Origin of the sequence: Lysinibacillus fusiformis, assembly GCF_016925635.1 — a bacterium.
In the GTDB taxonomy this organism is placed as follows: Bacteria; Bacillota; Bacilli; order Bacillales_A; family Planococcaceae; genus Lysinibacillus; species Lysinibacillus fusiformis_F.
In genome coordinates, this window is sequence record NZ_CP070490.1 from 615,820 (window position 1) to 638,558 (window position 22,739).

A 22,739-nucleotide genomic window follows, 5' to 3' on the forward strand; every position below is an offset into this window, starting at 1 on the left:
GGATCTAATTTCTGTAAAGGTTTATTATTATCTAGCTATTTTTAAGTAAATTAAAAAGTGCAGTAGATGTAAATTCATCTACTGCACTTAGTATGACCCGTACGGGATTCGAACCCGTGTTACCGCCGTGAAAGGGCGGTGTCTTAACCACTTGACCAACGGGCCCATGGCGGAGAAGGAGGGATTTGAACCCTCGCGCCGGTTACCCGACCTACACCCTTAGCAGGGGCGCCTCTTCAGCCTCTTGAGTACTTCCCCAAAATAAAAATGGCTCCGAAGGCAGGACTCGAACCTGCGACAACCTGATTAACAGTCAGGTGCTACTACCAACTGAGCTACTTCGGAATAATGGTGGGCCTAAATGGACTCGAACCATCGACCTCACGCTTATCAGGCGTGCGCTCTAACCAGCTGAGCTATAGGCCCTTGGAGCGGGTGATGGGAATCGAACCCACGACATCAGCTTGGAAGGCTGAGGTTTTACCATTAAACTACACCCGCATAAATGGTGGGTCAGGACGGAATCGAACCGCCGACACTTAGAGCTTCAATCTAATGCTCTACCAACTGAGCTACTGACCCATTTCGTCCATGCTAAGCTTGCTCACTCTTTTGCTTCTCATGACTTTTATTTTAAAAATGGCGGTCCCGACCGGGATCGAACCGGCGATCTCCTGCGTGACAGGCAGGCATGTTAACCGCTACACCACGGGACCTTTTGGTTGCGGGGGCCGGATTTGAACCAACGACCTTCGGGTTATGAGCCCGACGAGCTACCACTGCTCCACCCCGCGATAATTTTATGCTGTTTCGAGTTTTTAAAGCACCATTTATAAAAATTTAAAACTGGAGGAGGTAGAGGGATTCGAACCCCCGCGCGGTGTTACCCGCCTGTCGGTTTTCAAGACCGATCCCTTCAGCCAGACTTGGGTATACCTCCGTTACAATATATAAATGGTGGACCTTGCAGGACTCGAACCTGCGACCGGACGGTTATGAGCCGTCTGCTCTAACCAACTGAGCTAAAGGTCCTTAAGATGGCGGCAGAGGGGATCGAACCCCCGACCTTACGGGTATGAACCGTACGCTCTAGCCAGCTGAGCTACGCCGCCAGGATCTTTATACTGGTTAATTTACTTATGGTGGAGCCTAGCGGGATCGAACCGCTGACCTCCTGCGTGCAAGGCAGGCGCTCTCCCAGCTGAGCTAAGGCCCCATAAATTTTTAGGAAATGGTCGGGAAGACAGGATTCGAACCTGCGACCCCTTGGTCCCAAACCAAGTGCTCTACCAAGCTGAGCTACTTCCCGTTGTTCTTTTGGCGCGCCCGACAGGAGTCGAACCCATAACCTTCTGATCCGTAGTCAGACGCTCTATCCAATTGAGCTACGGGCGCATTTAAGATGGTGCCGAGGACCGGAATCGAACCGGTACGGTAGTCACCTACCGCAGGATTTTAAGTCCTGTGCGTCTGCCAGTTCCGCCACCCCGGCACATTTGGAGCGGAAGACGAGGTTCGAACTCGCGACCCCCACCTTGGCAAGGTGGTGTTCTACCACTGAACTACTTCCGCATGTGCATAAGTTTTTTATCTGGCAATGAAAATAATGGTGCGGGTGAAGGGAGTCGAACCCCCACGCCTTGCGGCGCTAGATCCTAAGTCTAGTGCGTCTGCCAATTCCGCCACACCCGCTTATTATTATTTCAAAAATGGTGAGCCATGAAGGACTCGAACCTTCGACCCTCTGATTAAAAGTCAGATGCTCTACCAACTGAGCTAATGGCTCGAAAAAATGGTGCCGGCTATAGGAATCGAACCCACGACCTACTGATTACAAGTCAGTTGCTCTACCTGCTGAGCTAAACCGGCATATGGTGGAGGATGACGGGCTCGAACCGCCGACCCTCTGCTTGTAAGGCAGATGCTCTCCCAGCTGAGCTAATCCTCCTGGGTACTATGCCTAGCGACGTCCTACTCTCACAGGGGGAAGCCCCCAACTACCATCGGCGCTAAAGAGCTTAACTTCCGTGTTCGGTATGGGAACGGGTGTGACCTCTTTGCCATCATCACTAGACTTTGTTATGTATCTCGTTTTGAAGTTGTTTACCTGTCCTTCAAGACAAGAATTATTGTATAACGTTTTCTAACATTATGCAATACTTTTTTATAAAAAAAAGAAATTATTACGTTTTGAAGATATTTTTGTTAAGTAAGAGAAATTATTGCCCTGCAAAATATTATAGCAATTGTTGTTTCAAAAGAAAACAATTATTTTATTTTGTATATTTTCTTAACTTATAATCTATTTGAAAACAAGTGAAGAACATAGAAAATCCTTCACTCGTCTTTTCATTAAATATTTGAAAGCTCTATTTTTAATTTTACAATATCATCAAAAGTGGTAGAAGGACCAAAAGATATTCTAAAAAATTGGCGTGCCGCTTCTAAAGAGAAACCCATTGATAAAATGGCCTTTGTTCCAGATTCACTATGAATATCACATGCGCTACCCGTAGAGATACAAATTCCTGCCTCATTTAACTTTAAAAGAACATATTGCCCCTCTACTTTCTCCATCATTACCCCACAAATATTAGGTAGTTGCTGTTTACACTCAACAAGTTGACATGTTTCAGATAAATCATTTTTGAAAAAATTTCTTAAAGTCTCGTAATGTTGCAATTCATATTGATAGTTTTCAATTGCTGCCGCAAAGGCCACAATTGCAGGAGTATCTAATGTTCCCCCTCTTAGCCCTCTCTCATGTGTTACACCTGGTGTTAATGCAGGTACACGAATTGCGGGGTTCAGATATACAGCACCACACCCCTTTGGTCCACCTATTTTATGAGCTGAGATGGTAATCGCATCTGCTCCTTTTGGTATAGGTAGTTTGCCAAATGATTGCACACAATCAACATGACAGAAAATATTTGACTTTCTTGCCATCTCTACGATTTTCTCCACAGGCTGGATAGAACCAATTTCAGAATTGACATGTTGAATGGTAATCAAAGCTGTATCTTCACGAATTGTTTGTTGCAATTGGACCAGATCAACGCAACCATCCTTCTGCAATGGTAATTTCGTTACAACAAAGCCCTTTTTCTCAAGTGTATTCAAAGCTGCATGCACAGACGTATGTTCGGCTTGAGATGAAATAATGTGTTTTCCTTTTTTAGAGGCTAGCGCTAATGACAAGATGGCTATGAGGTTTCCTTCTGTTCCGCTCCCTGTAAAAATTACACCATCACTATTTACGCCTAGAGCATGGGCTACAACATTTCTTGACTGCTGGACAAAATAAAGGGCTTGTCCCCCTAGATCATGCAGACTTGCACTGTTTCCATAATAACGTTGTGCAACCTCTACATATGCCTCAAGAGAATTCCTCGTCATAGGTGACGTTGCAGCATAATCCATATAAATCATTGTCTTCTTCCTCTCTAGTTCATCAGGTCTTGTTTTCTTTTTTATTTTATGTAAAGATAGGTGTCAAGACAACTGTAAAGAAGGTATAACTATGGATGTAAAGACAGACGTCCTTATCATTGGTAGTGGTATTGCTGCACTTCAGGCTGCTTTACTGCTTGAAAAACATTTTCAAATACAAATTGTTACAAAATCATCTATATATATGAGTAGCTCTTATCGTGCACAAGGTGGCATTGCTGCTGTTACAAGTGAGGAAGATCATATTCAACACCACATTGCTGATACATTGAAAGCTGGAGAGTATCATCATGAGAAAAGACATGTTGAAACACTTATAAAAAACGGCACTGCAATTATGCAGAAATATCTAAAGAATGGTCTCCCGGTTGATCGGCAGGTTGACGGAAAACCTGCTCTAGGACTTGAGGGAGCACATAGTCACCATCGTATTCTACATGCAGGTGGTGATCGTACAGGTCAGGTTTTCATAGATTACTTGCTTCATCAACTTTCACCAAAAACGAAGATAAATTGCTATGAAATGGCTTATGAGCTTTTACGTAATACAGATGGTGACTGTGTGGGAGTACTCACTAAAGAAGAAAAAGGTACAAAACGCTATTGGGCTCATCATGTGATTTTAGCGACAGGCGGTGCAGGTGCCCTCTATTCAAGTACATCTAACTTTCCAACCAATACAGGCGATGGGATCGCATTAGCATTTCGAGCAGGTGCTGCCATCAGTGATATGGAATTTATGCAATTTCACCCAAGTCTGCTTTGGTGCAAAAATGAAGCAAAGGGATTAGTTTCTGAAGCTGTCCGGGGAGCTGGCGGTATCTTTGTCAATGCACAACGTCAGCCGATTATGACGGGCTTGCATGCCCAACTTGACTTAGCTCCAAGACATATTACGGCACTAGCACTATTTACAAAACGTGCTGCAGGTGAAGAAACGTTCATTGATATTGCAAACATTCAAGACTTTGAAGCAAAATTTCCAACAATTGCTCAGCTTTGTCATGACAATCAAGTTCATTTACAAGATGGCCTAATCCCCGTGGCTCCAGGAAGTCATTTCTTAATGGGTGGTGTTATTGCTGATGACAAAGGAAGAACTACTATACCAAACTTATATGCAGTTGGTGAGGTTGCCTGTACAGGTGTACATGGTGCGAATCGTTTAGCAAGTAACTCACTATTAGAAGGTATTACATTTGGTCAAAAAATGGCGCAATTCATTATTCAAAAAGGGTGTCATCAAAAAAACTTTTTACTTGAAAACCAACAATGTACTGATATGATGCCACCTTTATTTAGCAAACCGCAATTACAGCAGCACATGATGCAGTTCTTAGGTATTGTCAGAAATATTGATGATTTGCAGCGTTTTGCTCAGCAATTACCTTCCATGCAATCTCTTCTTCACGTTAATTTAGAAGGGCTAGACCAAGCTAAGTTGGAATTATTTATGATGCATGTAGTCGCCACATTAATGGCACATGCAGCCATTACACGAACGGAAACACGTGGTGCCCACATTCGTACGGATAAATCCGAAATGGATGCACAATGGGCAAGCCGATGGATTATTTTTTCGCAAGGACAAATGAAAGTGAGGAACTCATTGTATGAATATCATCAAACTCGAGGAAATGCTCAAGCAATTTTTTAATGAGGATTTAGGAGATGGGGATTTATCGAGTGAATTTATCTTTTCAGCCGAACAGCAGGGGTCTTTTTCCTTTTATGCTAAAGAAAACGGAATTTTTTGTGGAGCTCTCATTATTGAGCATGGCTTTCTCCTACTCGATCGATCAATCGAAGTTAATCTTCATAAAAAAGATGGAGAGATGGTTCAGTCAGGTGATGTGCTCGCTGTGATTAAAGGTCCCTTACAAAAGTTATTAATAGGTGAGCGTGTCATTTTAAATCTTATTCAACGTATGTCTGCTATTGCAACGGCGACCCATCTTGCAGTTCAAGAAACCGTAGGTACGCATGCAAAAATATGCGATACCCGTAAAACAATACCTGGACTGCGTATGCTGGATAAATATGCTGTTCGAATCGGTGGTGCTTTTAATCATCGTAATGGTCTGTATGATGCAATCATGCTAAAGGATAATCATATTGCCTTTGCTGGTAGCATAACAAATGCAGTTCAGGCCGCTAGAGCGAAAGTCGGTCATACCGTAAAAATTGAAGTTGAAATTGAAACAAAAGAACAGCTAGAAGAAGCTATCAACGCTGGAGCAGATATTATTATGTTTGATAACCGTAGTCCAGAAGAGATACGTGCATGGCTTCCCACTGTCCCTCCTTCTATTGCAACTGAAGCATCTGGGGGCATCACACTTGAAAATTTAAAGGCATATGCCCAATCGGGTATTCAGTGGATTTCACTTGGCTCCTTAACACATTCAGTTAAAGCTTTTGACATTAGTGCACTCGTTCAAATGAAAGGAGATCATTCCCTTGTCCATCACTAGTTTATTACAACAAACGACACTACTTCCTGAGCATTATCGGGCACTATCCGTAAAGGAAATGGAATCTCGTATTTTATCAATAAAGAAAAAATTAGGTCCTAAATTATTTATTCCTGGGCACCATTATCAAAAAGATGAGGTCATTCAATTTGCTGATGCAACTGGGGATTCTTTACAGTTAGCTCAATTATCCGCAGCAAATAAGGAAGCTGAACACATCGTATTTTGCGGCGTGCATTTTATGGCAGAGACTGCTGATATGCTGACAACAAAACAACAATATGTCTATTTGCCAGATATGCGTGCTGGTTGTTCAATGGCTGATATGGCAGACATTTATCAAACTGAACAAGCATGGCCGATTCTTCAAGAACTCTTTGGTGATACGATTATCCCTCTAACCTATGTCAATTCAACTGCAGCTATTAAAGCCTTTACTGGAAGACATGGTGGTGCTTGTGTCACTTCATCGAATGCTAAGGAGCTTGTTCAATGGGCATTTACACAAAAACAGCGTATCTTCTTTTTACCTGACCAACATTTAGGAAGAAATACTGCCTATGACTTAGGTATTCCTCTTGAAAATATGGCTGTTTGGAATCCTCATAAGAACATGCTCGAAACAACAGAGTCCCTTGAAAATATTCAGGTTATTCTTTGGAAGGGTCACTGCTCTGTGCACGAAGGTTTCACAGTTCAACATACAGAGATTATTCGCAAAGCACACCCAACTATGAGAATTATTGTTCACCCTGAGTGCAGTCGTGAAGTTGTAGCAGCAGCTGATGATGCAGGCTCCACAAAATACATTATTGACACAATCAATCGCGCTCCGAGCGGATCTTCATGGGCCATTGGAACAGAAATGAACTTAGTCAATCGCATTATTAAGCAGCATCCAGATAAACATATTGTCTCTTTAAATGAAAACTTTTGTCCTTGCTTAACAATGAATCGTATTGACCTGCCGCATTTGTTATGGAGCCTCGAAAGTATTGAGCAGGGGCAACCTCATAACCGTATACAAGTAGATGAACATACTACTGCTGAAGCACTTAGCTCACTTGAAAGAATGCTAGCTAGAGGATAAATAGATAGGCTTTATCAACAGAAAGGTTGTATAAATAACCTTTCTGTTTTTTATGGTGATATAACATCTGCTTTAAATAATTTAAATGTCTGCCATTTTTGCCCACAATGCTAAAATTGACATGACTTAAGGCGCTATGATACTGTCGATTTGGAGGTGATACTAAATGGCTTTTCAATCGAAAAATATCTTTATCAATTTACCAGTGAAAGATCTAAACAAATCTATCAACTTTTTTAAGGAATTAGGTTTTGAGTTCAATCAACAATTCAGTGATGAAACAACGGCCTCAATGATTATTAGTGAAAATATCTTTGTATTAATAATGGTGGAAGAACGATTTAAAGGGTTTAGTAAGAAAGAAGTTACAGATACTACTACTTCTGCAGAAGCAATCTTATGCCTTTCTGCCGAAAATCGAGAACAAGTAGATCAATTAGTGAATAAGGCACTTGCCTCTGGTGGTAAACCTTATAGTGAACCACAAGATCACGGATTTATGTATGGTTGGGGTTTTCAAGATGTAGACGGGCATATCTGGGAAGTAGTTTATATGGACGAAAATGCATTGAATCTATCTATGAATATAAAAAAACAGTAGATGCAGTTGCATCTACTGTTTTTAGTATGACCCGTACGGGATTCGAACCCGTGTTACCGCCGTGAAAGGGCGGTGTCTTAACCACTTGACCAACGGGCCCATGGCGGAGAAGGAGGGATTTGAACCCTCGCGCCGGTTACCCGACCTACACCCTTAGCAGGGGCGCCTCTTCAGCCTCTTGAGTACTTCCCCAAAATAAAAATGGCTCCGAAGGCAGGACTCGAACCTGCGACAACCTGATTAACAGTCAGGTGCTACTACCAACTGAGCTACTTCGGAATAATGGTGGGCCTAAATGGACTCGAACCATCGACCTCACGCTTATCAGGCGTGCGCTCTAACCAGCTGAGCTATAGGCCCTTGGAGCGGGTGATGGGAATCGAACCCACGACATCAGCTTGGAAGGCTGAGGTTTTACCATTAAACTACACCCGCATAAATGGTGGGTCAGGACGGAATCGAACCGCCGACACTTAGAGCTTCAATCTAATGCTCTACCAACTGAGCTACTGACCCATTTCGTCCATGCTAAGCTTGCTCACTCTTTTGCTTCTCATGACTTTTATTTTAAAAATGGCGGTCCCGACCGGGATCGAACCGGCGATCTCCTGCGTGACAGGCAGGCATGTTAACCGCTACACCACGGGACCTTTTGGTTGCGGGGGCCGGATTTGAACCAACGACCTTCGGGTTATGAGCCCGACGAGCTACCACTGCTCCACCCCGCGATAATTTTATGCTGTTTCGAGTTTTTAAAGCACCATTTATAAAAATTTAAAACTGGAGGAGGTAGAGGGATTCGAACCCCCGCGCGGTGTTACCCGCCTGTCGGTTTTCAAGACCGATCCCTTCAGCCAGACTTGGGTATACCTCCGTTACAATATATAAATGGTGGACCTTGCAGGACTCGAACCTGCGACCGGACGGTTATGAGCCGTCTGCTCTAACCAACTGAGCTAAAGGTCCTTAAGATGGCGGCAGAGGGGATCGAACCCCCGACCTTACGGGTATGAACCGTACGCTCTAGCCAGCTGAGCTACGCCGCCAGGATCTTTATACTGGTTAATTTACTTATGGTGGAGCCTAGCGGGATCGAACCGCTGACCTCCTGCGTGCAAGGCAGGCGCTCTCCCAGCTGAGCTAAGGCCCCATAAATTTTTAGGAAATGGTCGGGAAGACAGGATTCGAACCTGCGACCCCTTGGTCCCAAACCAAGTGCTCTACCAAGCTGAGCTACTTCCCGTTGTTCTTTTGGCGCGCCCGACAGGAGTCGAACCCATAACCTTCTGATCCGTAGTCAGACGCTCTATCCAATTGAGCTACGGGCGCATTTAAGATGGTGCCGAGGACCGGAATCGAACCGGTACGGTAGTCACCTACCGCAGGATTTTAAGTCCTGTGCGTCTGCCAGTTCCGCCACCCCGGCACATTTGGAGCGGAAGACGAGGTTCGAACTCGCGACCCCCACCTTGGCAAGGTGGTGTTCTACCACTGAACTACTTCCGCATGTGCATAAGTTTTTTATCTGGCAATGAAAATAATGGTGCGGGTGAAGGGAGTCGAACCCCCACGCCTTGCGGCGCTAGATCCTAAGTCTAGTGCGTCTGCCAATTCCGCCACACCCGCTTATTATTATTTCAAAAATGGTGAGCCATGAAGGACTCGAACCTTCGACCCTCTGATTAAAAGTCAGATGCTCTACCAACTGAGCTAATGGCTCGAAAAAATGGTGCCGGCTATAGGAATCGAACCCACGACCTACTGATTACAAGTCAGTTGCTCTACCTGCTGAGCTAAACCGGCATATGGTGGAGGATGACGGGCTCGAACCGCCGACCCTCTGCTTGTAAGGCAGATGCTCTCCCAGCTGAGCTAATCCTCCTGGGTACTATGCCTAGCGACGTCCTACTCTCACAGGGGGAAGCCCCCAACTACCATCGGCGCTAAAGAGCTTAACTTCCGTGTTCGGTATGGGAACGGGTGTGACCTCTTTGCCATCATCACTAGACTTGCACATGGATGTGCTGGCTTCTGCGTTGCAACACGGATGTTGCGTTCTTAGCAGAAGTTCCTTTTAAAAGCTTCAAAATACATAGTATCTTAAAAACTTGTTGAAAGTGTTGTTCTTTCAAAACTGGATAAACGATACATTGAATGGTTCAAACGTTTTGGTTAAGTCCTCGATCGATTAGTATTCGTCAGCTCCATGTGTCACCACACTTCCACCTCGAACCTATCTACCTCATCGTCTTTGAGGGATCTTACTTACTTGCGTAATGGGAAATCTCATCTTGAGGGGGGCTTCATGCTTAGATGCTTTCAGCACTTATCCCGTCCACACATAGCTACCCAGCGATGCCTTTGGCAAGACAACTGGTACACCAGCGGTGTGTCCATCCCGGTCCTCTCGTACTAAGGACAGCTCCTCTCAAATTTCCTACGCCCACGACGGATAGGGACCGAACTGTCTCACGACGTTCTGAACCCAGCTCGCGTACCGCTTTAATGGGCGAACAGCCCAACCCTTGGGACCGACTACAGCCCCAGGATGCGATGAGCCGACATCGAGGTGCCAAACCTCCCCGTCGATGTGGACTCTTGGGGGAGATAAGCCTGTTATCCCCGGGGTAGCTTTTATCCGTTGAGCGATGGCCCTTCCATGCGGAACCACCGGATCACTAAGCCCGTCTTTCGACCCTGCTCGACTTGTAGGTCTCGCAGTCAAGCTCCCTTGTGCCTTTACACTCTACGAATGATTTCCAACCATTCTGAGGGAACCTTTGGGCGCCTCCGTTACCTTTTAGGAGGCGACCGCCCCAGTCAAACTGTCCGCCTGACACTGTCTCCTGCCCCGCTAAGGGGCATGGGTTAGAATTTCAATACAACCAGGGTAGTATCCCACCGACGCCTCCTTCGAAGCTGGCGCTCCGAGATCTCTGGCTCCTACCTATCCTGTACAAGTTGTACCAAAATTCAATATCAGGCTACAGTAAAGCTCCACGGGGTCTTTCCGTCCTGTCGCGGGTAACCTGCATCTTCACAGGTACTATAATTTCACCGAGTCTCTCGTTGAGACAGTGCCCAGATCGTTACGCCTTTCGTGCGGGTCGGAACTTACCCGACAAGGAATTTCGCTACCTTAGGACCGTTATAGTTACGGCCGCCGTTTACTGGGGCTTCAATTCGCAGCTTCGCTTGCGCTAACCACTCCTCTTAACCTTCCAGCACCGGGCAGGCGTCAGCCCCTATACGTCACCTTACGGTTTTGCAGAGACCTGTGTTTTTGCTAAACAGTCGCCTGGGCCTATTCACTGCGGCTCTCATGCGCTTGCACGCTCAAGAGCACCCCTTCTCCCGAAGTTACGGGGTCATTTTGCCGAGTTCCTTAACGAGAGTTCTCTCGCACACCTTAGGATTCTCTCCTCGACTACCTGTGTCGGTTTGCGGTACGGGCACCTCTCACCTCGATAGAGGCTTTTCTTGGCAGTGTGAAATCAGGAACTTCGTCCATACGGACTCGCCATCACAGCTCAACGTTACAGTGTGCGGATTTGCCTACACACACGCCTTACTGCTTGGACGCGCATATCCAACAGCGCGCTTACCCTATCCTACTGCGTCCCCCCATTTCTCAAACGGTGAGGAGGTGGTACAGGAATATCAACCTGTTGTCCATCGCCTACGCCTATCGGCCTCGGCTTAGGTCCCGACTAACCCTGAGCGGACGAGCCTTCCTCAGGAAACCTTAGTCATACGGTGGACGGGATTCTCACCCGTCTTTCGCTACTCATACCGGCATTCTCACTTCTAAGCGCTCCACCAGTCCTTCCGGTCTGACTTCAACGCACTTAGAACGCTCTCCTACCACTGACATCGTAGATGTCAATCCACAGCTTCGGTGAATCGTTTAGCCCCGATACATTTTCGGCGCAGCGTCACTCGACCAGTGAGCTATTACGCACTCTTTAAATGATGGCTGCTTCTAAGCCAACATCCTGGTTGTCTGTGCAACGCCACATCCTTTTCCACTTAACGATTACTTTGGGACCTTAGCTGGTGGTCTGGGCTGTTTCCCTTTTGACTACGGATCTTATCACTCGCAGTCTGACTCCCGTGTATAAATATCTGGCATTCGGAGTTTGTCTGAATTCGGTAAACCGGGATGGCCCCCTAGTCCAAACAGTGCTCTACCTCCAGTATTCTCATCACGAGGCTAGCCCTAAAGCTATTTCGGAGAGAACCAGCTATCTCCAAGTTCGATTGGAATTTCTCCGCTACCCACACCTCATCCCCGCACTTTTCAACGTGCGTGGGTTCGGGCCTCCAGTAAGTGTTACCTCACCTTCACCCTGGACATGGGTAGATCACCTGGTTTCGGGTCTACGACCACGTACTATTTCGCCCTATTCAGACTCGCTTTCGCTGCGGCTCCGCCTTCTAAAGCTTAACCTTGCACGTAATCGTAACTCGCCGGTTCATTCTACAAAAGGCACGCTATCACCCATTAACGGGCTCTAACTACTTGTAGGCACACGGTTTCAGGATCTCTTTCACTCCCCTTCCGGGGTGCTTTTCACCTTTCCCTCACGGTACTGGTTCACTATCGGTCACTAGGTAGTATTTAGCCTTGGGAGATGGTCCTCCCGGATTCCGACGGAATTTCACGTGTTCCGCCGTACTCAGGATCCACTCAGGAGGGAACGAACTTTCGACTACAGGGCTTTTACCTGCTCTGGCGGACCTTTCCAAGTCGCTTCATCTAACTCGCTCTTTTGTAACTCCGTATTGAGTGTCCTACAACCCCAAGAGGCAAGCCTCTTGGTTTGGGCTCTTCCCGTTTCGCTCGCCGCTACTCAGGGAATCGATTTTTCTTTCTCTTCCTCCAGGTACTTAGATGTTTCAGTTCCCTGGGTCTGCCTTCAAGACGCTATGTATTCACGTCAAGATACTACGCGATTAAACGTAGTGGGTTCCCCCATTCGGAAATCTCCGGATCAAAGCTCACTTACAGCTCCCCGAAGCATATCGGTGTTAGTGCCGTCCTTCTTCGGCTCCTAGTGCCAAGGCATTCGCCGTGCGCCCTTAATAACTTAACCAAGTTATTAAGCCTATAAAAAAACTTAAAAAATAAATGTGTTTGTTACAATTTCAATGTCGTTTTATCCAGTTTTCAAAGAACAAGTTTTGAAGTGTTTCATTCAGAAGAATGAACCTTCAAAACTGAACGCAAAACGTAATCTTACAAACCCAAGGTTTGTATTCCGAAATAATCCTTAGAAAGGAGGTGATCCAGCCGCACCTTCCGATACGGCTACCTTGTTACGACTTCACCCCAATCATCTATCCCACCTTCGGCGGCTGGCTCCAAAAGGTTACCTCACCGACTTCGGGTGTTACAAACTCTCGTGGTGTGACGGGCGGTGTGTACAAGGCCCGGGAACGTATTCACCGCGGCATGCTGATCCGCGATTACTAGCGATTCCGGCTTCATGTAGGCGAGTTGCAGCCTACAATCCGAACTGAGAACGACTTTATCGGATTAGCTCCCTCTCGCGAGTTGGCAACCGTTTGTATCGTCCATTGTAGCACGTGTGTAGCCCAGGTCATAAGGGGCATGATGATTTGACGTCATCCCCACCTTCCTCCGGTTTGTCACCGGCAGTCACCTTAGAGTGCCCAACTAAATGATGGCAACTAAGATCAAGGGTTGCGCTCGTTGCGGGACTTAACCCAACATCTCACGACACGAGCTGACGACAACCATGCACCACCTGTCACCGTTGCCCCCGAAGGGGAAACCATATCTCTACAGTGGTCAACGGGATGTCAAGACCTGGTAAGGTTCTTCGCGTTGCTTCGAATTAAACCACATGCTCCACCGCTTGTGCGGGCCCCCGTCAATTCCTTTGAGTTTCAGTCTTGCGACCGTACTCCCCAGGCGGAGTGCTTAATGCGTTAGCTGCAGCACTAAGGGGCGGAAACCCCCTAACACTTAGCACTCATCGTTTACGGCGTGGACTACCAGGGTATCTAATCCTGTTTGCTCCCCACGCTTTCGCGCCTCAGTGTCAGTTACAGACCAGATAGTCGCCTTCGCCACTGGTGTTCCTCCAAATCTCTACGCATTTCACCGCTACACTTGGAATTCCACTATCCTCTTCTGCACTCAAGTCTCCCAGTTTCCAATGACCCTCCACGGTTGAGCCGTGGGCTTTCACATCAGACTTAAGAAACCACCTGCGCGCGCTTTACGCCCAATAATTCCGGACAACGCTTGCCACCTACGTATTACCGCGGCTGCTGGCACGTAGTTAGCCGTGGCTTTCTAATAAGGTACCGTCAAGGTACAGCCAGTTACTACTGTACTTGTTCTTCCCTTACAACAGAGTTTTACGAACCGAAATCCTTCTTCACTCACGCGGCGTTGCTCCATCAGGCTTTCGCCCATTGTGGAAGATTCCCTACTGCTGCCTCCCGTAGGAGTCTGGGCCGTGTCTCAGTCCCAGTGTGGCCGATCACCCTCTCAGGTCGGCTACGCATCGTCGCCTTGGTGAGCCGTTACCTCACCAACTAGCTAATGCGCCGCGGGCCCATCCTATAGCGACAGCCGAAACCGTCTTTCAGTGTTTCACTATGAGGTGAAACAAATTATTCGGTATTAGCCCCGGTTTCCCGGAGTTATCCCAAACTATAGGGTAGGTTGCCCACGTGTTACTCACCCGTCCGCCGCTAACGTCGAAGGAGCAAGCTCCTTCTCTGTTCGCTCGACTTGCATGTATTAGGCACGCCGCCAGCGTTCGTCCTGAGCCAGGATCAAACTCTCCATAAAAGAAATTTGATTAGCTCAAATTGTTTTGCTGGCATCAATTTTGATGTCCAAAATTTTTGTTTCTTTCACTCGCCGAAGCTAGCTACTTAAAACTTTATTGATTACGTTTTGCTTGTTCAGTTTTCAAGGTTCATTTTTTCAAGTCGTTTTCAGCGACTTTATTATCATATCTCATTCATAACAAGAAGTCAACAACTTTTTTAAAACTTTCTTTTCAAGCGTTCCTTCTTGTTAAGGACAAGTAATAATATATAATATAGCATTTTAAAAATCAAGCATTTTTCGTAAAAAAATTAAAAATCTTTTTAATATCTATTACAAACAATAGAATTCCTGCTAATACAATCAATCCACCGATGATTTGTGTCATGATTAAATACTCTTTAAATATCAACAAGGCTAAAAGAGCGGCTCCTACAGGCTCGAATAATATAGCAATTGAAACAACATTCGTACTAACATATTTAATAGACCAATTAAACAAAGTATGACCAAGTAAGTTTGGTATTAATGCTAATAAAATAAACCATAACCAATCCATCGAAGAGTATGGACCAAAAGATTCCCCTTTAACCAATACATATATAAATAAAGTAATGGTACTCACAACATATACAACCATTGTATAGGTCACTAAAGATAATCTCTTTCGTACATCCTGTCCTAATAGAAAATATGCTGTCGCTAGGGCACAAGCAATGAGTGCTAGTATATCTCCATAAAAGGCTGTTCCACTTACTTTAAAATCACCCCAACTAATTAAAACACTTCCTATTATGGCAATTGATCCTGCAACGATTGTTTTCATCGTTATTTTCTCTTTAAAGAAAAAGTATGTTCCCACAAATGCAAACAAGGGTTGTAGTGTTACTAAAACTGTAGAACTTGCTACTGAAGTATAGTTAAGTGATTCAAACCATAATATAAAATGAAATGCTAAAAAAATCCCCGCAACTGAAGAAAATAGCCAATCACGTCTATTTAAAGTAGTTAACTCCTTTGTATATCCTCTCAAAAACAATGGTGCCATTATTAAAACAGAAAATAACATGCGATAAAATGCGATAATGCCCGCTTCCGCCGATGCTAGTTTCACAAAAATAGCTGACATAGATACTGAAATTACACCAATAACTATCGGGATGTATGGATGAATTTTAGGCTGCTCCATAAAACCCCACCTCCCTGAAAAAATACTTATATGTCCTCACTTCATGTTGTACAATACAAAAAAGTGATGCACATATAATAATGACAGTTTGCATATCTCTTAGCAATACGAAATATCAATGGAGGGTTGTGTATGGAAACATTATTGGAAAATATGATTACATATGAAGTTGGCATAAAATTAGTTATTGCAGCCACATTAAGTTTAGTAATCGGTATCGAAAGGGAATTAAAGAAAAAACCAGTGGGATTAAAAACAAGTTTAGTTATTGCTACTTTCAGCTGCTTATTAACGATCATCTCCATTGAGACAGCCTACTCAACCCCTGCTAGAGAAGATATCAATATTACGATGGACCCTCTTCGTTTAGCTGCACAAATTGTTAGCGGAATTGGCTTTCTTGGTGCAGGAGTCATTCTAAGACGCGGTAATGACAGCATTACGGGTTTAACAACTGCTGCCATGATCTGGGGAGCCGCTGGTATCGGGATTGCAGTTGGTGCGGGATTTTACATGGATGCAACATTAGCTGTTGTGATCATTGTTTTTGGTATTGAAGTACTCTCGCCTTTCCTTATGAAAATCGGGCCAAAGCGAATTCGTATGCGAGAAATTTTATTAAAAGTTCAAATTGATGATGACAATCATACAGAATCGTTTCTATTATTTTTAAAGGACAACAACATTATCATCGAAAACATACGCATCAAAGATGTACCTTTAAAAAATGATAGTGTTTTACATGAATTAGATTTACGTCTATCCTTAATTGTCTCTGATAATTTGTTGTCATTTTATCGTTCATTACGAGCACTATCTTATATAGAAAAAATCGAAATGGAAATTTTAAACTAGTTGGAGGATTTTTTATGGCAGAACTATTAAAACTACTAAAAGACGGCAATAAACCCTCTCTAATGGCTGCATGTGTAAATGCCTTTTTAGGGATTATTAAAGGGATCGCCTTTTTCTTTACAGGTAATGTTGCCATGTTTGCAGAAATGATGCACTCTCTAGGGGATGCAGCTAACCAATTATTTGTGTATATAGGCTCAGCTCTTTCTAAAAAGGCACCTACAAAACAATTTCCCAGTGGCTTTGGCCGTATTGTCAACTTAGTATGTCTCTTTGCTGTTATTATTGTAGCTATACTTTCTTATGAAACAATAAAAGAAGGTTGGCATCATTTTATTCATCCTGCTGGTGAGTCTAGTGGGATACTGATTGCCCTAGGAGTACTATTCATAGGGATTGTTTTAGAAGGAACCGTGCTAGCTAAAGCGGCTGCAGAAGTACTACATGAAGCAGGTCAAGAAAAGGCAGGTATCGCAGCGATTCCAAAAGCATTCTCTTATTTAAATCGAGCAAAACCGGCAACAAAATTAGTTTTTATGGAAGATTTAGTTGCTACTGCGGGTAACTTCTTAGCCTTTGCAGCTATTTTAATTGCTTATTTTACAGGTTGGGGTCGAATAGAAGGACTAGTTTCGATGATAATCGGAGCCATGATGTTTTATGTAGTTGGTAAGGTGTTCCTCGATAATGCACGTGGCGTCATTGGTGAAACGGATGAGGAAATGTTAAACCATATCGCTCACCTTGTAATGGATGATCCGAACATAAAAGATATTATGCGTCTTGAAGTGGTTAAAGAAGGGGAGTTTTTACATGTAGAACTAGTAGCTGAAGCTGATCCCCTTTTATCGCTAGCTTTTTTAGACGATGTTCGCGATCATTTAACAGAAGTCATCTTAAGCCAAAAAGGGGTATCGAAAGTAGCTATATTATTCGACGAAGATGATGGTAAAACAAGCTGGATACATGTTGGTGAAAAGCCAAATAACTCCATTTAATACTTTATAAAGACAAATAGCCAATTGCCGTATTTCAGGCAGTTGGCTATTTATTATACTAGTTTTAAATAATCTCGTCCGTCATTAATTTTTACTTCATTTAGATAATTAGGAATATCCTCATAACCTACAAAGACATGGTTTGTAATCATGAACGTAAGTAATTTGTTACAAGCAATCGTTTTTCTTTTACCATTCTGTTGAATAACGATTTTTGAAAATTGTAGAGAAGCTTGACGGTTGGCTAACGCATATTCTTCGGCATTTAGAATGTTTCTGCCATCCACATGACAACCCAACACGAAATTTCCTGCAAAAGAATCCTTTAATACATTCGGATGCATGGATTGATAATGTACTTCAGCAATTGAATCTTCTATATTCATGAATTGATGGGCTACCAAATAATGTTTTAAAGCACCTTTTAAATCAATTGCAATAGCTGTATCTGCTAAAATCGTTCGATAATAAACAGGAACAATTTCAGCACCCCCCAAATACGGCTTAACTTCTACAACAATTTCTCCAGAAGGACGAACAAATAATTGTACAATTGCTTTATTTACACCATCCGAAAAAATAATATTCGTTTGCCCAAAACGTAAGCTTTTAAAAAATATACTTTGATCTACAATGTATCCAGTGATTATTTTATCATTTTCAATTTGCAATGATTTCGCTTCAATTCCCAATACTTCTACACAATTCTGCATTTTATATACATGCTGCTGAAATGGCATTTCTACACAACTTAATGTAACAATACGGTCCTCTAGCAATTGTTTCAACATTTGATCCCTCTCCTCTTTGTTTAATATTGTAATTATTTTAATAAAGGTGACTGAACAACTTCTGAACATCGACATATCAGTTGAGTGATTACGACAAAAAACTGTTCGTTTCTATCATTCAAAAATCGCCTTATAGTAAAACAATCGACAATATAGGTTGAATGACTCAATAAAAAACGTGACTTTTCTCACTTAAAACAAAGAAAAATATATTTTTAACCCTTTTATTATCTATCTATTTTATTATATTGCAGGACTAAAGAAACTTCTACGACAAAATTCAACATTTATCGTTAATTTTTCTTAACCTTGCAATAAAAAAGTATGAGGCTATCAACATAGCCTCATACTTTATGTTTAAAGAGAATTTTGTAAAATAGTTCTTACATCTTGCTCTTGCAATTTATTAAAGTTTCCAAAAGGTCCATTTTGCATAGCATGATCAACAATCTGTTGGAATTTCGAATCATCAATATCGTAATCAGCTAAACGATTAGGCGCTCCTAATGATGTCCAAAATGCAGATAAACAATCAATTCCCTCGTAAGCAACCTCTTCAACTGTCTTACCAGTTGCATCGACTCCAAATACACGTGTTGCTATACCTGCAAAACGCGCAGGATTTACTGGTACACTTAGACGCATCCAATGTGGTTGAAGAATCGCTAAACCACCCGCATGTGGAATATCATATACAGCCGATACAGCATGTTCAATATTATGGGATGCCCAATCCCCGCGAGAACCAATGGATAAGAATCCATTTAAACCAATTGTCCCTGCTAATAGAATGGTTTCACGTAACTGCGTATTTTCTAGGTCCTCTACTAATTTTGGAGCTGTCGTAATAACCGTTCGCAATACACCTTCACACATTTCGTCTGTAATTGGGGTATTCGTTGTGTTATGGAAATATTGCTCAAATACATGTGACATCATATCAACAATTCCATAGACAGTGTGGTTTTTAGGTACAGTCACTGTATATGCTGGATTTAGTATTGAAAATTTTGGGAAGGCTGCTGGGCTACCCCAACTTAGTTTTTCTTCTGTAGCAGCATTTGTAATCACCGATCCAGCATTCATTTCAGAGCCTGTAGCAGCAAGTGTTAACACTGTTCCTAGTGGTAAGGCCTGTTCTACTAACACTTTACGTGTCACGACATCCCAAGCATCGCCATCATATTTTGCACCAGCAACGATTAATTTAGAACAATCGATTACTGAACCACCACCAACAGCCAGAACTAAGTCAATTCCTTCTGTTTTACATAGTTCAATACCACGTCTAGCTGTTTCTACTCGTGGATTTGGCTCTACACCGCTTAATTCAAAAATCGTTTTATCCGCCTGTTGTAATTTCTCTATAACAGCATTGTATACACCATTCGCTTTAATGCTTCCGCCACCATATACAACTAAAACCTTGTTCCCAAATTGCTCTAATTCTTTCGGTAATTTTTCCAGTGCGTCCTCACCAAAATGCAGTTTCACTGGGTTAAAAAAAGTAAATGGATCCATCTAATTCGCCCCTTTCTAGTTGGATTTTCTCATAATTGCGCTAGAGAAAGCAAAGATTAAACGCTGCAACACTTTGCTATTTCTAAAGGTTTTATCAAACTGTTCAGATTTTGTTCAGGCAATAGTTGTATAGTACTATTTAATACATAAAATAAAAGGAAATTTTGCACATGCTTATTATTATAATTGCTGCTGTAACCATTATTTTGGGCTTTTTTCTGCTAAGATTTTTTAAAATCCAAAAAATAAGGAAAGAAAAAAAGATGCTATTAGAACAGCGCCTAGACCACCTTATTCAATCGAATAAAAATGAAAAAAATGAGTCATCCCATTAATTTAGGAATGACTCATTATCTTATCTTTTGATTACTTAAACCCATCCACGGAAGCGTGAAGCTTCTGCAGTACGGCGAACACCTACCATGTAAGCCGCTAAGCGCATATTGATGTTACGTGTTGTAGCTGTTGTATAAACATTGTCAAATGCTTCAACCATTTTTTTGTATAGACGTTCTTCCACTTCTTCTTCTGTCCAATAATAACCTTGGTTATTTTGTACCCATTCGAAGTAAGAAACTGTCACACCACCAGCAGAGGCTAATACGTCTGGTACAAGTAAAATGCCACGCTCTGTTAAGATTTTAGTTGCTTCAGCAGTTGTAGGACCGTTTGCTGCTTCTACTACGATATTTGCTTTAACATTGTGTGCATTGTCAGCTGTAATTTGATTTTCAATAGCAGCTGGCACTAAAATGTCACAATCAAGCTCTAATAATTCTTTGTTTGAAATTGTGTTTTCAAATAAAGTAGTTACTGTTCCGAAGCTATCACGACGATCTAATAAATAGTCGATATCTAAACCTTCAGGATCATGAAGGGCACCATAAGCATCTGAAATACCGATTACTTTTGCACCTAAGTCATGCATGAATTTCGCAAGGAAGCTACCTGCGTTACCAAATCCTTGAATAACAACACGAGCACCTTTAATATCAATACCACGTTTTTTAGCTGCTTCTTCGATTACGATTGTAACACCTTGTGCAGTCGCACGGTCACGACCTTGAGAACCACCAAGTACTAGTGGCTTCCCAGTGATGAAGCCTGGGGAGTTGAATTCATCCATGCGGCTGTATTCATCCATCATCCATGCCATAATTTGTGCATTTGTAAATACGTCTGGCGCAGGAATATCTTTTGTTGGCCCCACGATTTGACTTACTGCACGTACATAACCACGGCTTAAGCGTTCAATTTCGCCCATAGACATTTGACGAGGATCACAAATGACACCGCCTTTACCACCACCGTATGGTAGATCGACAATACCACATTTCAATGTCATCCACATTGAAAGCGCTTTAACTTCCTCCTCAGACACTTGCGGGTGGAAACGAACCCCACCTTTAGTTGGTCCTACAGCATCATTATGTTGTGCGCGGTAACCTGTAAATACTTTCGTTGTACCATCATCCATTTTCACTGGAATGCGTACTTGTAGCATGCGAAGCGGTTCCTTTAGTAATTCATACATTGCTTCATCATAGCCAAGTTTATTTAGAGCATCTTGAATGACATCTTGAGTTGATGTGAAAAGATTTAAGTTTTCAGACATTATTAAATCGCCTCTTTGTTTTTTTTAATGATAGTTATCGGCATCATTGTAACATACTTCCGAATTAAATTGTGAACATTTTGTTAAAGTTTAAATACTTTTTCAATTTGTTCAATTGACCAATCTAAATCCTCTTGAGAAATAACAAGTGGTGGGGCAAAACGAATTACTGTATCATGTGTTTCTTTACATAATAGACCTAATTCTTTAAGTTTTTCACAGTATGGACGAGCTGCTTCTGTTAGCTCCATACCGATAAATAAACCGCGACCACGTACATCCTTAATAACAGGGTTGTTAATTTCTTTTAATTTACCTTTGAAGTATTCACCAAGTTCGTGTGAACGCTCTGCTAATTTTTCATCTAATAAAACTTTAATAGATGCAATTGAAACTGCACAAGCTAAAGGATTACCTCCGAAAGTTGAACCATGTGAACCTGGGTTGAATACACCTAAAATGCTACGGTTTGCAGCCACACAAGAAATTGGGAATACGCCGCCACCTAGTGCTTTACCTAAGATATACATATCTGGTTCTACTTCTTCCCAATCACAAGCAAACATTTTACCTGTACGTGCTAAACCAGCTTGAATTTCGTCAGCAATAAATAGTACATTGTTTTCACGGCAAAGTTCACGAGCTGCTTTTAAGAAGCCTTCTGTTGGAATTACGATACCAGCTTCGCCTTGAATTGGTTCAATTAAAAATGCAGCAGTGTTTGGTGTAATAGCAGCTTTTAAAGCTTCAAGATTACCGTAATCTACTAATTTAACGTTTGGTAGCATTGGACCAAAACCACGACGGTATTCTTCATCAGAAGATAAAGATACAGCTAGCATTGTACGACCATGGAAGTTACCATTACATGCAATAACTTCAGCCTTACCCTCTTCTACGCCTTTTACATCATATGCCCAACGGCGAGCTGCTTTAAACGCAGTTTCTACTGCTTCAGCACCAGTATTCATTGGTAATACCATTTCTTTATTTGTTAATTTCCCTACTAGCTCATACCATTCTCCAAGGTTTTCACTGTAGAAAGCACGTGAAGTTAATGTTACTTTATCAGCTTGCTCTTTTAAAGCAGCGATAATTTTTGGGTGACGGTGTCCTTGGTTAACAGCTGAATAAGCTGATAACATATCTAAATATTTGTTGCCTTCTGGATCTTTAACCCAAGCACCCTCAGCCTCTGAAATAACGATTGGCAGTGGATGATAGTTTGCTGCACCAAAATTTTGTGTTTGTTCAATAACTTGTTGAGTTTTTGTCATATCCTATTCTCTCCTTACTAAATCATGATGAAAAACTTTTAATAGAAAGGGACTATGTATCACT

General features: G+C 42.7%; 12 protein-coding genes, 40 tRNA genes and 4 rRNA genes. 6 read left to right on the plus strand and 50 right to left on the minus strand.

Annotation, left to right across the window (positions count from 1 at the left end):
* Nucleotides 1-93: 93 nt before the first annotated feature.
* The 22 genes from JTI58_RS02955 to JTI58_RS03060 all read right to left on the minus strand — a co-directional run bounded on the left by JTI58_RS02955 (nucleotide 94) and on the right by JTI58_RS03060 (nucleotide 3,423).
* Nucleotides 94-165: transfer RNA gene (locus JTI58_RS02955), tRNA-Glu, on the minus strand.
* Between the two features lie 2 nt (nucleotides 166-167).
* A tRNA-Ser gene (locus JTI58_RS02960) sits at nucleotides 168-258 on the minus strand.
* 10 nt (nucleotides 259-268) lie between these two features.
* Nucleotides 269-345: transfer RNA gene (locus JTI58_RS02965), tRNA-Asn, on the minus strand.
* 4 nt (nucleotides 346-349) lie between these two features.
* A tRNA-Ile gene (locus JTI58_RS02970) sits at nucleotides 350-426 on the minus strand.
* Between the two features lies 1 nt (nucleotide 427).
* Nucleotides 428-501 (minus strand) — tRNA-Gly (locus tag JTI58_RS02975).
* 5 nt (nucleotides 502-506) lie between these two features.
* Nucleotides 507-582: transfer RNA gene (locus tag JTI58_RS02980), tRNA-Phe, on the minus strand.
* 58 nt (nucleotides 583-640) lie between these two features.
* Nucleotides 641-716, minus strand: a tRNA-Asp gene (locus JTI58_RS02985).
* Nucleotides 717-719: 3 nt separating this feature from the next.
* Nucleotides 720-794, minus strand: a tRNA-Met gene (locus tag JTI58_RS02990).
* 53 nt (nucleotides 795-847) lie between these two features.
* Nucleotides 848-940 (minus strand) — tRNA-Ser (locus JTI58_RS02995).
* Between the two features lie 15 nt (nucleotides 941-955).
* Nucleotides 956-1,032: transfer RNA gene (locus tag JTI58_RS03000), tRNA-Ile, on the minus strand.
* Nucleotides 1,033-1,038: 6 nt separating this feature from the next.
* Nucleotides 1,039-1,112: transfer RNA gene (locus tag JTI58_RS03005), tRNA-Met, on the minus strand.
* A 28-nt stretch (nucleotides 1,113-1,140) separates the two neighbouring features.
* A tRNA-Ala gene (locus JTI58_RS03010) sits at nucleotides 1,141-1,216 on the minus strand.
* 16 nt (nucleotides 1,217-1,232) lie between these two features.
* Nucleotides 1,233-1,309: transfer RNA gene (locus JTI58_RS03015), tRNA-Pro, on the minus strand.
* Between the two features lie 9 nt (nucleotides 1,310-1,318).
* Nucleotides 1,319-1,395: transfer RNA gene (locus JTI58_RS03020), tRNA-Arg, on the minus strand.
* Between the two features lie 8 nt (nucleotides 1,396-1,403).
* Nucleotides 1,404-1,492: transfer RNA gene (locus JTI58_RS03025), tRNA-Leu, on the minus strand.
* Nucleotides 1,493-1,497: 5 nt separating this feature from the next.
* Nucleotides 1,498-1,572: transfer RNA gene (locus tag JTI58_RS03030), tRNA-Gly, on the minus strand.
* A 35-nt stretch (nucleotides 1,573-1,607) separates the two neighbouring features.
* A tRNA-Leu gene (locus JTI58_RS03035) sits at nucleotides 1,608-1,692 on the minus strand.
* 18 nt (nucleotides 1,693-1,710) lie between these two features.
* A tRNA-Lys gene (locus JTI58_RS03040) sits at nucleotides 1,711-1,786 on the minus strand.
* A gap of 7 nt (nucleotides 1,787-1,793) precedes the next feature.
* Nucleotides 1,794-1,869, minus strand: a tRNA-Thr gene (locus JTI58_RS03045).
* Between the two features lie 3 nt (nucleotides 1,870-1,872).
* Nucleotides 1,873-1,948: transfer RNA gene (locus JTI58_RS03050), tRNA-Val, on the minus strand.
* A gap of 10 nt (nucleotides 1,949-1,958) precedes the next feature.
* Nucleotides 1,959-2,074: ribosomal RNA gene (rrf, locus tag JTI58_RS03055) — 5S ribosomal RNA — on the minus strand.
* A 278-nt stretch (nucleotides 2,075-2,352) separates the two neighbouring features.
* Entirely contained in the window at nucleotides 2,353-3,423 is a 1,071-nt protein-coding gene (locus JTI58_RS03060) for a cysteine desulfurase family protein (protein ID WP_205447077.1), read from the minus strand.
* A gap of 100 nt (nucleotides 3,424-3,523) precedes the next feature.
* Between JTI58_RS03060 and nadB the strand changes: the two genes are divergently transcribed.
* The 4 genes from nadB (at nucleotide 3,524) to JTI58_RS03080 (ending at nucleotide 7,618) form a co-directional block, all read left to right on the plus strand.
* Complete coding sequence (nadB, locus tag JTI58_RS03065) at nucleotides 3,524-5,110, plus strand: L-aspartate oxidase (protein WP_205445156.1); 1,587 nt, start codon at nucleotides 3,524-3,526, stop codon at nucleotides 5,108-5,110.
* Complete coding sequence (gene nadC / locus JTI58_RS03070) at nucleotides 5,067-5,927, plus strand: carboxylating nicotinate-nucleotide diphosphorylase (protein WP_205445158.1); 861 nt, start codon at nucleotides 5,067-5,069, stop codon at nucleotides 5,925-5,927. The genes nadB and nadC overlap by 44 nt, the downstream gene beginning before the upstream one ends.
* The gene (nadA, locus tag JTI58_RS03075) at nucleotides 5,914-7,017 is read left to right on the plus strand and encodes a quinolinate synthase NadA (protein WP_205445159.1); all 1,104 of its coding nucleotides are present in this window, start codon (nucleotides 5,914-5,916) and stop codon (nucleotides 7,015-7,017) included. Before nadC ends, nadA begins: the two co-directional genes overlap by 14 nt.
* 166 nt (nucleotides 7,018-7,183) lie before the next feature.
* On the plus strand, nucleotides 7,184-7,618 hold the full coding sequence (locus JTI58_RS03080) for a VOC family protein (RefSeq protein ID WP_205445161.1): 435 nt from the start codon (nucleotides 7,184-7,186) through the stop codon (nucleotides 7,616-7,618).
* A gap of 27 nt (nucleotides 7,619-7,645) precedes the next feature.
* Here JTI58_RS03080 and JTI58_RS03085 read toward each other — a convergent pair.
* From JTI58_RS03085 to JTI58_RS03200, 24 genes are all read right to left on the minus strand, one after another.
* Nucleotides 7,646-7,717: transfer RNA gene (locus JTI58_RS03085), tRNA-Glu, on the minus strand.
* 2 nt (nucleotides 7,718-7,719) lie between these two features.
* Nucleotides 7,720-7,810: transfer RNA gene (locus JTI58_RS03090), tRNA-Ser, on the minus strand.
* A 10-nt stretch (nucleotides 7,811-7,820) separates the two neighbouring features.
* A tRNA-Asn gene (locus JTI58_RS03095) sits at nucleotides 7,821-7,897 on the minus strand.
* Nucleotides 7,898-7,901: 4 nt separating this feature from the next.
* Nucleotides 7,902-7,978: transfer RNA gene (locus JTI58_RS03100), tRNA-Ile, on the minus strand.
* 1 nt (nucleotide 7,979) lies between these two features.
* A tRNA-Gly gene (locus tag JTI58_RS03105) sits at nucleotides 7,980-8,053 on the minus strand.
* Between the two features lie 5 nt (nucleotides 8,054-8,058).
* A tRNA-Phe gene (locus tag JTI58_RS03110) sits at nucleotides 8,059-8,134 on the minus strand.
* A gap of 58 nt (nucleotides 8,135-8,192) precedes the next feature.
* Nucleotides 8,193-8,268 (minus strand) — tRNA-Asp (locus JTI58_RS03115).
* A gap of 3 nt (nucleotides 8,269-8,271) precedes the next feature.
* Nucleotides 8,272-8,346: transfer RNA gene (locus tag JTI58_RS03120), tRNA-Met, on the minus strand.
* Nucleotides 8,347-8,399: 53 nt separating this feature from the next.
* Nucleotides 8,400-8,492, minus strand: a tRNA-Ser gene (locus JTI58_RS03125).
* A 15-nt stretch (nucleotides 8,493-8,507) separates the two neighbouring features.
* Nucleotides 8,508-8,584 (minus strand) — tRNA-Ile (locus JTI58_RS03130).
* Nucleotides 8,585-8,590: 6 nt separating this feature from the next.
* Nucleotides 8,591-8,664 (minus strand) — tRNA-Met (locus JTI58_RS03135).
* Nucleotides 8,665-8,692: 28 nt separating this feature from the next.
* Nucleotides 8,693-8,768, minus strand: a tRNA-Ala gene (locus JTI58_RS03140).
* Between the two features lie 16 nt (nucleotides 8,769-8,784).
* Nucleotides 8,785-8,861: transfer RNA gene (locus tag JTI58_RS03145), tRNA-Pro, on the minus strand.
* A 9-nt stretch (nucleotides 8,862-8,870) separates the two neighbouring features.
* Nucleotides 8,871-8,947, minus strand: a tRNA-Arg gene (locus tag JTI58_RS03150).
* Nucleotides 8,948-8,955: 8 nt separating this feature from the next.
* Nucleotides 8,956-9,044: transfer RNA gene (locus tag JTI58_RS03155), tRNA-Leu, on the minus strand.
* A 5-nt stretch (nucleotides 9,045-9,049) separates the two neighbouring features.
* Nucleotides 9,050-9,124, minus strand: a tRNA-Gly gene (locus JTI58_RS03160).
* Between the two features lie 35 nt (nucleotides 9,125-9,159).
* Nucleotides 9,160-9,244, minus strand: a tRNA-Leu gene (locus tag JTI58_RS03165).
* Nucleotides 9,245-9,262: 18 nt separating this feature from the next.
* Nucleotides 9,263-9,338: transfer RNA gene (locus JTI58_RS03170), tRNA-Lys, on the minus strand.
* A 7-nt stretch (nucleotides 9,339-9,345) separates the two neighbouring features.
* Nucleotides 9,346-9,421 (minus strand) — tRNA-Thr (locus JTI58_RS03175).
* 3 nt (nucleotides 9,422-9,424) lie between these two features.
* Nucleotides 9,425-9,500: transfer RNA gene (locus tag JTI58_RS03180), tRNA-Val, on the minus strand.
* Nucleotides 9,501-9,510: 10 nt separating this feature from the next.
* A 5S ribosomal RNA gene (gene rrf, locus JTI58_RS03185) occupies nucleotides 9,511-9,626 on the minus strand.
* Between the two features lie 160 nt (nucleotides 9,627-9,786).
* Nucleotides 9,787-12,714, minus strand: a 23S ribosomal RNA gene (locus JTI58_RS03190).
* A 181-nt stretch (nucleotides 12,715-12,895) separates the two neighbouring features.
* A 16S ribosomal RNA gene (locus JTI58_RS03195) occupies nucleotides 12,896-14,447 on the minus strand.
* The 16S, 23S and 5S rRNA genes sit together here with 20 tRNA genes alongside, the layout of an rRNA operon.
* A gap of 271 nt (nucleotides 14,448-14,718) precedes the next feature.
* The gene (locus JTI58_RS03200) at nucleotides 14,719-15,618 is read right to left on the minus strand and encodes a DMT family transporter (RefSeq protein WP_205445163.1); all 900 of its coding nucleotides are present in this window, start codon (nucleotides 15,616-15,618) and stop codon (nucleotides 14,719-14,721) included.
* A gap of 132 nt (nucleotides 15,619-15,750) precedes the next feature.
* Here JTI58_RS03200 and JTI58_RS03205 point away from each other — a divergent pair, with 132 nt between their 5' ends.
* Both JTI58_RS03205 and JTI58_RS03210 read left to right on the plus strand, forming a co-directional pair.
* Entirely contained in the window at nucleotides 15,751-16,473 is a 723-nt protein-coding gene (locus JTI58_RS03205; RefSeq protein WP_205445165.1) for an MgtC/SapB family protein, read from the plus strand.
* Between the two features lie 14 nt (nucleotides 16,474-16,487).
* On the plus strand, nucleotides 16,488-17,471 hold the full coding sequence (locus JTI58_RS03210; protein WP_205445167.1) for a cation diffusion facilitator family transporter: 984 nt from the start codon (nucleotides 16,488-16,490) through the stop codon (nucleotides 17,469-17,471).
* Between the two features lie 53 nt (nucleotides 17,472-17,524).
* On the opposite strand, the gene JTI58_RS03215 is transcribed toward JTI58_RS03210, so the two are convergent.
* The 4 genes from JTI58_RS03215 to JTI58_RS03230 all read right to left on the minus strand — a co-directional run bounded on the left by JTI58_RS03215 (nucleotide 17,525) and on the right by JTI58_RS03230 (nucleotide 22,675).
* On the minus strand, nucleotides 17,525-18,262 hold the full coding sequence (locus JTI58_RS03215) for a hypothetical protein (protein WP_205445169.1): 738 nt from the start codon (nucleotides 18,260-18,262) through the stop codon (nucleotides 17,525-17,527).
* A 357-nt stretch (nucleotides 18,263-18,619) separates the two neighbouring features.
* Entirely contained in the window at nucleotides 18,620-19,783 is a 1,164-nt protein-coding gene (locus tag JTI58_RS03220; protein WP_205445171.1) for an iron-containing alcohol dehydrogenase, read from the minus strand.
* Nucleotides 19,784-20,153: 370 nt separating this feature from the next.
* Nucleotides 20,154-21,398, minus strand: coding sequence for a Glu/Leu/Phe/Val family dehydrogenase (locus tag JTI58_RS03225; RefSeq protein WP_004233781.1), 1,245 nt, complete (start codon nucleotides 21,396-21,398; stop codon nucleotides 20,154-20,156).
* 83 nt (nucleotides 21,399-21,481) lie between these two features.
* Complete coding sequence (locus JTI58_RS03230; protein WP_205445172.1) at nucleotides 21,482-22,675, minus strand: ornithine--oxo-acid transaminase; 1,194 nt, start codon at nucleotides 22,673-22,675, stop codon at nucleotides 21,482-21,484.
* Nucleotides 22,676-22,739 lie beyond the last annotated feature (64 nt).

Bases quoted from the DNA above. Each gene is read 5' to 3' on its own strand.
- JTI58_RS03200 (WP_205445163.1), bottom strand. From the start codon at position 15,618: ATGGAGCAGCCTAAAATTCATCCATACATCCCGATAGTTATTGGTGTA.
- JTI58_RS03225 (WP_004233781.1), bottom strand. From the start codon at position 21,398: ATGTCTGAAAACTTAAATCTTTTCACATCAACTCAAGATGTCATTCAA.
- JTI58_RS03220 (WP_205445171.1), bottom strand. From the start codon at position 19,783: ATGGATCCATTTACTTTTTTTAACCCAGTGAAACTGCATTTTGGTGAG.
- JTI58_RS03215 (WP_205445169.1), bottom strand. From the start codon at position 18,262: ATGTTGAAACAATTGCTAGAGGACCGTATTGTTACATTAAGTTGTGTA.
- JTI58_RS03060 (WP_205447077.1), bottom strand. From the start codon at position 3,423: ATGGATTATGCTGCAACGTCACCTATGACGAGGAATTCTCTTGAGGCA.
- nadC (WP_205445158.1), top strand. From the start codon at position 5,067: ATGAATATCATCAAACTCGAGGAAATGCTCAAGCAATTTTTTAATGAG.
- JTI58_RS03080 (WP_205445161.1), top strand. From the start codon at position 7,184: ATGGCTTTTCAATCGAAAAATATCTTTATCAATTTACCAGTGAAAGAT.
- nadB (WP_205445156.1), top strand. From the start codon at position 3,524: ATGGATGTAAAGACAGACGTCCTTATCATTGGTAGTGGTATTGCTGCA.
- JTI58_RS03205 (WP_205445165.1), top strand. From the start codon at position 15,751: ATGGAAACATTATTGGAAAATATGATTACATATGAAGTTGGCATAAAA.
- JTI58_RS03230 (WP_205445172.1), bottom strand. From the start codon at position 22,675: ATGACAAAAACTCAACAAGTTATTGAACAAACACAAAATTTTGGTGCA.
- JTI58_RS03210 (WP_205445167.1), top strand. From the start codon at position 16,488: ATGGCAGAACTATTAAAACTACTAAAAGACGGCAATAAACCCTCTCTA.